We start from the raw sequence: 7745 nt of genomic DNA, 5'->3' as shown, positions 1-7745 counted from the left end.
GAAAGTCAATGAAATCAACGGTCTACCCAGACCACCCCCGCGCCAGTGCTAGCTTTGCGTACCGTCACTTATTGCACTGAAAACGAGGAGACCCCGAAATAGCACATAAGCCAAAAAGTAATAAGGCGTGCCGTCTTTATTCCTATATGCCGGCTATGAACTGAGCTCGGCATCCCACCTGATCCTGTGGGCAACCTGCGTGGCATCGTGCCGCGCATCATCTTCACTGTGGACGTAAATGCTGGTTGTGCTGATGGTGGCGTGGCCAAAGTTGTCGCGCACTGTCTTCACGTCCATCCCGGCATCCGTCATGTGTGTGCCTGCCGTGTGGCGCAACCAGTGCGTGGACGCCTCCTCGATCTGAGATGCCGCAGCGTCCCATTCCCGTCCTTTGGCGCGCAGGCGATCGGCCGTCCCGCGCATGACACCCTTGACGATTTCATGGATGGCGCTGCGTGCCAGTGGTTTCTGGGCACCGATGATGGGCAACACCAGCGGACGGCTTTCGCCGCTTGATGGCAGTGCTGACAAGCTGTGGAGTTTGCGGTAGGCCATGAGTTCGGCCATCAACTCGGCCGTAGCTGGAATGATCCGCGACTTGTCGCCTTTGCCGGTAACCTCCAGCCACCAGCGCTCGACACCTGCGCGATCACGCTGGCTGTAGAAGCCACCCATGGTGCTGGACGTGACCTCAGAGACGCGCAGCCCACCGATGTAGAGCAGAGAAAACAGCCATCTGCAGCGGGCGGCGTGGGCCATTTCTCGCCCCGTGTCCGTGGGCATGGCCAGGATCGTCGCTTTGACCTCATCCCAGTGCTCATGGGGCAAGAAGCGGCTGGTTTGCCGTGGGCCTACACGGCGCTTGCGACGGCCAAGCGAAAGCGGGTTACCAGCGAGGTAGCCCGCCTCCACCAACCAAGAAAACATGGCGTTGATGATGGACAGCGCGTGGCGTTGGCTGGCGCTCGACAGTGGCCCTGCAAACGGCCGCCAGTGTGGCGAATCTCGTCCTGGGCGCTGGCGCATGGTCATGACCCAGCGCTCGGCCGGTTGCGGGTCAGCCAGGAAGCGCTCGTATATCAGCACGTCCTCATGGGTCAGCGAAGACATGGCCAGGCCGCGTTGGTGCACACACCACAGCAAAAGCCTTTCGGCCTCCTTGCGGTAGCTGGCCAACGTGGCGGGCGTGCCGGCATACCTGGCCAGCCAGGCGAGCACCGCCGAGCGGTCGTCGTCCGCCACCACCTGGCTTCGGGCATGCGAGCGGTTGAGCCCATCTTGCCCGGTGAGATGTGGCGAAATCAGCATCTGATCAATCGGGACAAGCGCGTTCACGGTGTCAGTGATTTCAAAATAGCATCAAACGGCATTCTATGGACATAAGATGAATTATGTCCATAGAATTGCTTGAATGCAAAATATATCAACGTATTACGTTGTATTATTTACCCGTAAATTTGGAGGATGACCATGACCGATGAGGCCCGCCTGCAGGCTGACATCGAGGCGCTGCGCCCTCGATTCCCAGACACCCAGGACCTCTATCGCGAGGTCTGCACGGTCCTGTTCTTCCGCTACGGGATCACGCCCACAGCCAACAAGCTCTACCAGTTGGTGCGCAAAGGCAGCATGAGTGCCCCGGCCGAGGCGTTGGCCAGGTTCTGGGAGAACCTGCGTGAGAAAAGTCGTGTGCGCATTGAGCACCCCGACATTCCTGAGGCCTTGAGAGACGCTGCAGGCGAACTGACGGCCAAGCTGTGGCAACAAGCGCGGTCATTGGCGGATGAGGCTTGCGCCGCCGTCCGGCTGGACACCCAACACCAGGTGGACGCGGCCAACCAAGCCATCGCTGCAGCCAAGCAGCAGGAAGGCCACGCACGCCATGAGCTTGTCTCTGAGCAGGCACATGGCGCAGCCCTTGCGGAACAGCTCCGAAATCTGGAACAGCGCGTGGCCCACGACGAAGGCCTGAGGACGGGCTTGGAACAGCAGATCCAGCAGCTCGCGGCACAGCGCCAGGAGTTGACCGCTTTCGTCGATGCGGCCCGGGATGCCGAGCAGAGAGCAACCGAAGAGCAGCGCCGACTCCTGCTGGAGATCGATCGAGAGCGCGGCAATGCCGCACGGGTTCAAAAGGAGCTTGACGCCGTCCGGGCTACCCTGGACAAGGCCGCCAAAGCCCAGGCCGAGAAGTTGGCTCAAGCCCTGCAGCAGGTCGATCAACTGCGCCAGCACAACGCTGAACTGGAAGTCTCCCAAGCTGCGCTGCGGGTTGAACGGGATCAGCTGCAAAGACGTTTGGCGTCCAGCGACGGTGATCACTCGTCCCTGACGCGTTTGCGTAGCGCAGGCGCCAACAAATTGTCGGCCAGGCGCCGGATGCGCTGACTTGGCCTGGGCGTGCCTCTGGTGTCTTTCCTCAATTGAGACTAAACTTCATCTCAATTGATTGAAAGCACTGAAAGAACATCATGGCAACCGCTGCGATCAAACCTATCTCTGCAGGCAAACGCTCATCTGGCAAGACCGCCAAGGCTGTTTCTGCTACTGCGGGTGTGAGCGTCACCAGCCGCGCCCGCAAGCCTGCCGGGCAATTTCAACCAGTGAAACCATCCACTGCTGGGGCTGCTACTGGTGGCGTTGTTGTGCTGGGCTACAAGCGCAGCCAGGGCGTGGACGCCTACCTCAAGCAGGTGCATGAGGCCACGCCCGTGCAGATGGTGGAGATGGAGCGTCAGGGGGTGGCAGGCACGTTCATCACAGACCTGTCCAAGCGCATGGAGTTACCGTCGTCACGGGTGTTTGCCATGTTGCGCATCCCCCCGGCGACGGCTGCACGCAAATCTGCTGCAGGCGCCGTGGTTGATGGCAGGGCTGGTCTGGCCGCCATTGGCATGATCAAGCTGCTGGGCATCGCCCAGGACATCGTTGAAGACAGCACGGCTGCCGATGCTAAGGACTTTGACACCGTAAAGTGGCTGGGCCAATGGATCGAGCGCCCCCAACCCGCACTGGGCGGGCGCAAACCTGCTGACTATCTGGATACCCCAACCGGGGTGGAAATCGTGGCCCAGTTGCTGGGCGCCATCCACAGCGGTGCCTACCTGTGAAGTTGTGGCGCATCGCGGCCGAGACGCGCAAATACGCCGCACATGACCTCAGCGGCGGCGGGGCTGCGGCCTCACCAGGCCGCTGGAATGACGACAAGCAAGCCGTCATCTACAGTGCGCCGACCATCGCCATTGCGGTGCTGGAGACCGCCGCGCACATCGACGATGCTGGTTTGCCTCTCAATCGGTTTTTGGTCGAAATCAATGTGCCAGACGACGTGTGGGCCATGCATGAAGTGGTGGCACTTGCATCTCTGCCCGCAACCTGGTCAGCCATCCCTGCTGGGGGTGCCAGTGTCCAGGTCGGATCGACCTGGCTGGCATCCATGAGATCGCCCATCTTGCTGGTGCCGTCGGTGATCGTGCCCGAGGAATTGGCTGCCCTGATCAATCCCCTGCATCCAGCTTCGGCCAAGATCACCGCGAAGGTGATCCGGCCGTTCGAGTACAACAAGCTTTTTCGTGCATAGACAGGCATCGGGCAGGACGTCGGTTTTGCGGCGATCTGGGACATTCATTCTTGGACAGGGATCTCCCATTCATCAATGCCCACGGCTGTCCAACCCAAAAGCGGGGAGCGGCTTGGCACGAGTTCACCCACGCAGACTTAGCGCGATGATCAGGCCGCTCTAGGCCCAAACATGATGATGGCCATGCCGCACAAGCTAACGGACACCCCTATCCAGTCTGTCGCTGTAGGCTGGACCTTGTCCACAAGCATCAGCCACACCACTGCCACGCCGATGTACACCCCACCATATGCGGCATAGACGCGACCGGCGGCACTTGGGTGCAGCGACAGCAACCACGCAAACAGTGCCAAGCTGGCCGCTGCGGGCACCAAGAGCCAAGCTGAGCGCCCTTGTTGAAGCCACAGGTAAGGTAGGTAGCACCCCACGATTTCCGCGACGGCCGTGACAGCGAAAATCAAGAAGGTTTTGAACAGGTCCATGCCGTCATTTTCCTACACACCACTTGCATCTAAAGCAGGATGGAGAACGGTGGCCGTACGAGTGCAAGTATTTCGCTCCTAACCGGGCATGAAATTCACGGCAACCTTTCCCTTGAATCAACCCGTTTAAGGGGCTTCTTGCAATCGGTGATGTTGATGTATATCCACTCTCCAACCTTCAACTGCAAATCATTGGGTACGGCGACTACCCGTTTAGTCCGTAACTTTTGGCTAGAGCCATAGCTATAGGAAGTCACGGCGTAACGTGCGTAGGGCGCATCGTTTCCCAGTTCGGCACGACAGTCCTTGTTGGCGTACTCCATCGCCGTTTTGGCTAGCCCGATCTCAAGAACTTGTGCTCTACGCCATCCCTCCTGATAGCCATACGGCTCATACCTGAAGGCTGCGCACGAACTCAGCAGGCTCGAAAAAATCAATGTCATCGCAAGCAAGCGTCTCGTCATGATCAACTCCTTAAAGGTGGGTATTGCTCTTTCCCGAAACTTCGGGATGAATATTCAGCGCGACGCCGAGATCCATGGCGTCGTCCAAGCGGTGTGCAAGCCGGTACAACAGCGGCAGCACGAACAGGGTCAACACGGTCGATGACAAGATTCCGCCGATCACCACCGTGGCCAACGGTCGCTGCACCTCGGCGCCGGTGCCAATGGCTACCGCCATGGGCACAAAGCCCAGGCTGGCCACCAGGGCGGTCATGAGCACTGGCCTCAGGCGTGTCAGGGCCCCTTCTCTGATCGCTGGCTCCAGGGCCATGCCGCCTTCGCGCAGGCTTCTGATGTAGGCAATCATCACCAAGCCATTGAGCACGGCCACACCCGACAATGCGATGAAACCCACTCCTGCCGAGATCGACAAGGGAATGTCCCGCAGCCACAGCGCCGCCACACCGCCGCTCAAAGCAAAGGGCACACCGGTGAACACCAGCAAACCATCCTTGACGTTGCCAAACATGGCAAAGAGCAACAGGAAGACCAGCAACAAGGCCACGGGCACCACGATGGCCAGACGGCGCGAGGCCGATTGCAATTGCTCAAAGGTGCCGCCCCAGGTGGTCCAGTAACCGGCTGGCACCTTGACCCCAACTTCGATCTTGGCTTGCGCCTCACCCACAAAGCTGCCGATGTCCCGCCCGCGCACGTTGGCGGTGACGACCACACGGCGTTTGCCTTCTTCGCGGCTGATCTGGTTGGGGCCAGGGGTCAGGTCCATCGTGGCCACATCGCCCAGTCGGGCAAAGCCCGCGTGTTCACCCTCAGCGTTGGCGGGAAGACGAATGGGCAACTGCCCCAAAGCGTCCAGGTCGCTGCGCAGGTTTTCTGGCAGGCGCACCAGGATGTCGAACCGGCGGTCACCCTCGAACACCGCCCCTGCCTCGCGCCCACCCAGTGCCGTGGCCAGCGTGTCCTGAATGTCGCTCACGTTCAAGCCCAGGCGCGCAGCCTTCTCGCGGTCGATCTTCACAGATAGCATGGGCAGGCCTGTGGTCTGCTCCACCTTGACATCCTCGGCCCCAGGCACGGCCTCCAGGACCTTGGAGATCTGCTCCGCAGTCTCGTTGAGCGTGTCCATGTCATCGCCAAACACCTTGACGGCCACATCGCTGCGCACGCCAGATATCAACTCGTTGAAGCGCATCTGGATGGGCTGGGTGAACTCGTAGTTGTTGCCGGGTACCTTCATCACGGCCACCTGCAAGGCCTTGACCAGGTCATCCTTGGGCCGCTTGGGATCGGGCCATTGCTCACGTGGCTTGAGCATCACGAAGGTGTCAGCCACGCTGGGCGGCATCGGATCGGTGGCGATCTCGGCCGTGCCCAGCTTGGCGAACACCGCCTCGACTTCAGGGAAGGCCTTGATGGTGCGCTCCAGTTGTGCCTGCATCTCGATGGCCTGGCTCAGGCTGGTACCTGGGATGCGCAGCGCGTGCAAAGCGATGTCGTGTTCGTCCAGGCTGGGGATGAACTCGCTGCCCATGCGGGTGGCCATCAACACGGCCAAGGCCACCGACACACCCGTGATGGTCAGCACCAGTGGCTGGCGGGACATGGCCTTGTCCAGCAGAGGCTCATAGCCGCGCTTGGCCCAACCCATCAGGCGGTTTTCCTTCTCGCTGACCGAGCCCGTCAGGAACAGCGCAACGGCTGCCGGGACGAAGGTCATCGACAGAATCATGGCGCCCAACAAGGCCGCCACCACAGTGAAAGCCATGGGATGGAACATCTTGCCCTCAACACCCGTCAAGGCAAAGATGGGCAGGTAGACCACCATGATGATGAGTTGCCCGAACAACAGGGGACGGCGCGACTCCTGCGCCGCTGCAAACACCTCGTGGAAACGCTCGCTTCGGGTCAAGGGGCGTCCGTGATGCGCTTGGGCGTGCGCCAGGCGCCGCACGCAGTTCTCCACGATCACCACCGCACCGTCGATGATGATGCCGAAGTCCAGCGCACCCAGGCTCATCAGGTTGGCACTGACCTGCTGGGTCACCATGCCCGTGAACGTGAACAGCATCGCCAGCGGGATCACCATGGCCGTGATCAAGGCCGCTCGGAAGTTGCCCAGGAAGGCAAACAGGATCACGACGACCAGCACAGCCCCTTCGAACAGGTTCTTCTTGACCGTGGCAATCGCCTTGTCCACCAGCACGGTGCGGTCATAAACCGTCTTGGCGATCACGCCTGCGGGCAAGGACTTGTTGACCTGCTGGAGGCGCACGTCGACCGCTTTGGACACATCGCGGCTGTTCTCGCCAATCAGCATGAACACGGTGCCCAGCACCACCTCGCGCCCATCCTCGGTGGCCGCACCGGTGCGCAACTCCTTGCCCAGCACCACCTCGGCCACATCGCGGATGCGAACGCTGACGCCCTGCGCTTGCTTGACGACAATGCTGCCGATGTCCGCCATGCCCTGCACCTGGCCAGGCGCGCGGATCAGGTACTGCTCGCCACGCCGCTCGATGTAGCCTGCGCCCACATTGGCATTGTTGCGCTCCAGGGCCGTGACCAGATCGCTCAGGCTCAGGCCATGGGCGACCAGTTTGGCCGGATCGGGTGCCACTTGGAACTCCTTGGCAAAACCGCCAATGGTGTTGATCTCAGTCACGCCGGGCACATTGCGCAACTGAGGCTTGATGATCCAGTCCTGGATCTCGCGCAGATCCATGGGGGTGTAGGGCTGACCGTCGGCCTTGAGGGCACCGGGCTTGGCTTCAACCGTCCACATGTAGATCTCGCCCAGGCCGGTGGCAATAGGCCCCAGAGAGGGGGCCAGGCCTGCAGGCAGTTTGCCGCGTGCCTCCTGGATGCGCTCGTTGACCAGTTGGCGGGCAAAGTAGATGTCGGTGCCGTCCTTGAACACCACGGTGACCTGTGACAGGCCATAGCGCGACAGGGAGCGCACCTCCTTCAATCCCGGCAAGCCTGCCATCGTCGTCTCGATGGGAAAGGTCACACGCTGCTCGGCCTCCAGCGGCGAGTAGCCTGAGGCCTCGGTGTTGACCTGGACCTGGACGTTGGTGATGTCCGGCACAGCGTCAATCGGCAAATGCTGGTAGCTGAAAACGCCCAGGGCGGCAACCGCCAGCGTGGCGAGCAACACCAGCCAGCGCTGCTCCAGCGCAAAGCGCAAGATGCGTTCAAACATGGCTGGGCTCCTTGAAG

General features: G+C 60.9%; 7 protein-coding genes. 3 read left to right on the top strand and 4 right to left on the bottom strand.

What is annotated here, in order from left to right; all coding sequences use genetic code 11:
* Positions 1-153: 153 nt before the first annotated feature.
* Positions 154-1335 carry a tyrosine-type recombinase/integrase gene (locus EV672_RS17345; RefSeq protein ID WP_481725693.1) on the bottom strand — a complete coding sequence of 394 codons (1182 nt, stop codon included), beginning with the start codon at positions 1333-1335 and terminating at the stop codon, positions 154-156.
* A 135-nt stretch (positions 1336-1470) separates the two neighbouring features.
* On the opposite strand from EV672_RS17345, the gene EV672_RS17340 reads away from it, so the two are divergent.
* The 3 genes from EV672_RS17340 (at position 1471) to EV672_RS17330 (ending at position 3580) form a co-directional block, all read left to right on the top strand.
* Positions 1471-2388: a DNA-binding protein gene (locus EV672_RS17340; protein WP_166643627.1), complete on the top strand. Its 918-nt coding sequence runs from the start codon at positions 1471-1473 to the stop codon at positions 2386-2388.
* A gap of 83 nt (positions 2389-2471) precedes the next feature.
* Positions 2472-3110 carry an antitoxin Xre/MbcA/ParS toxin-binding domain-containing protein gene (locus tag EV672_RS19165; RefSeq protein ID WP_243738755.1) on the top strand — a complete coding sequence of 213 codons (639 nt, stop codon included), beginning with the start codon at positions 2472-2474 and terminating at the stop codon, positions 3108-3110.
* Positions 3107-3580: an RES family NAD+ phosphorylase gene (locus EV672_RS17330; protein WP_133611225.1), complete on the top strand. Its 474-nt coding sequence runs from the start codon at positions 3107-3109 to the stop codon at positions 3578-3580. The genes EV672_RS19165 and EV672_RS17330 overlap by 4 nt, the downstream gene beginning before the upstream one ends.
* Before the next feature lie 149 nt (positions 3581-3729).
* Here EV672_RS17330 and EV672_RS17325 read toward each other — a convergent pair whose 3' ends face one another.
* From EV672_RS17325 to EV672_RS17315, 3 genes are all read right to left on the bottom strand, one after another.
* Positions 3730-4062, bottom strand: a complete 333-nt coding sequence (locus EV672_RS17325; RefSeq protein ID WP_133611224.1) for a YnfA family protein — start codon at positions 4060-4062, stop codon at positions 3730-3732.
* A 95-nt stretch (positions 4063-4157) separates the two neighbouring features.
* Complete coding sequence (locus EV672_RS17320; RefSeq protein WP_133611223.1) at positions 4158-4526, bottom strand: hypothetical protein; 369 nt, start codon at positions 4524-4526, stop codon at positions 4158-4160.
* Positions 4527-4536: 10 nt separating this feature from the next.
* Positions 4537-7728 carry an efflux RND transporter permease subunit gene (locus EV672_RS17315; RefSeq protein ID WP_133611222.1) on the bottom strand — a complete coding sequence of 1064 codons (3192 nt, stop codon included), beginning with the start codon at positions 7726-7728 and terminating at the stop codon, positions 4537-4539.
* Positions 7729-7745: the final 17 nt, after the last annotated feature.

Source organism: Aquabacterium commune (assembly GCF_004362855.1).
Taxonomy (GTDB): domain Bacteria; phylum Pseudomonadota; class Gammaproteobacteria; order Burkholderiales; family Burkholderiaceae_C; genus Aquabacterium; species Aquabacterium commune.
The sequence above is the reverse complement of the archived record's forward strand: the minus strand, read 5'-3'. Positions and strand labels throughout refer to the sequence as shown.

Excerpts from the sequence above, each read along its gene's own strand:
- EV672_RS17315 (WP_133611222.1), bottom strand. The coding sequence starts at position 7,728 with ATGTTTGAACGCATCTTGCGCTTTGCGCTGGAGCAGCGCTGGCTGGTG.
- EV672_RS17320 (WP_133611223.1), bottom strand. The coding sequence starts at position 4,526 with ATGACGAGACGCTTGCTTGCGATGACATTGATTTTTTCGAGCCTGCTG.
- EV672_RS17340 (WP_166643627.1), top strand. The coding sequence starts at position 1,471 with ATGACCGATGAGGCCCGCCTGCAGGCTGACATCGAGGCGCTGCGCCCT.
- EV672_RS19165 (WP_243738755.1), top strand. The coding sequence starts at position 2,472 with ATGGCAACCGCTGCGATCAAACCTATCTCTGCAGGCAAACGCTCATCT.
- EV672_RS17325 (WP_133611224.1), bottom strand. The coding sequence starts at position 4,062 with ATGGACCTGTTCAAAACCTTCTTGATTTTCGCTGTCACGGCCGTCGCG.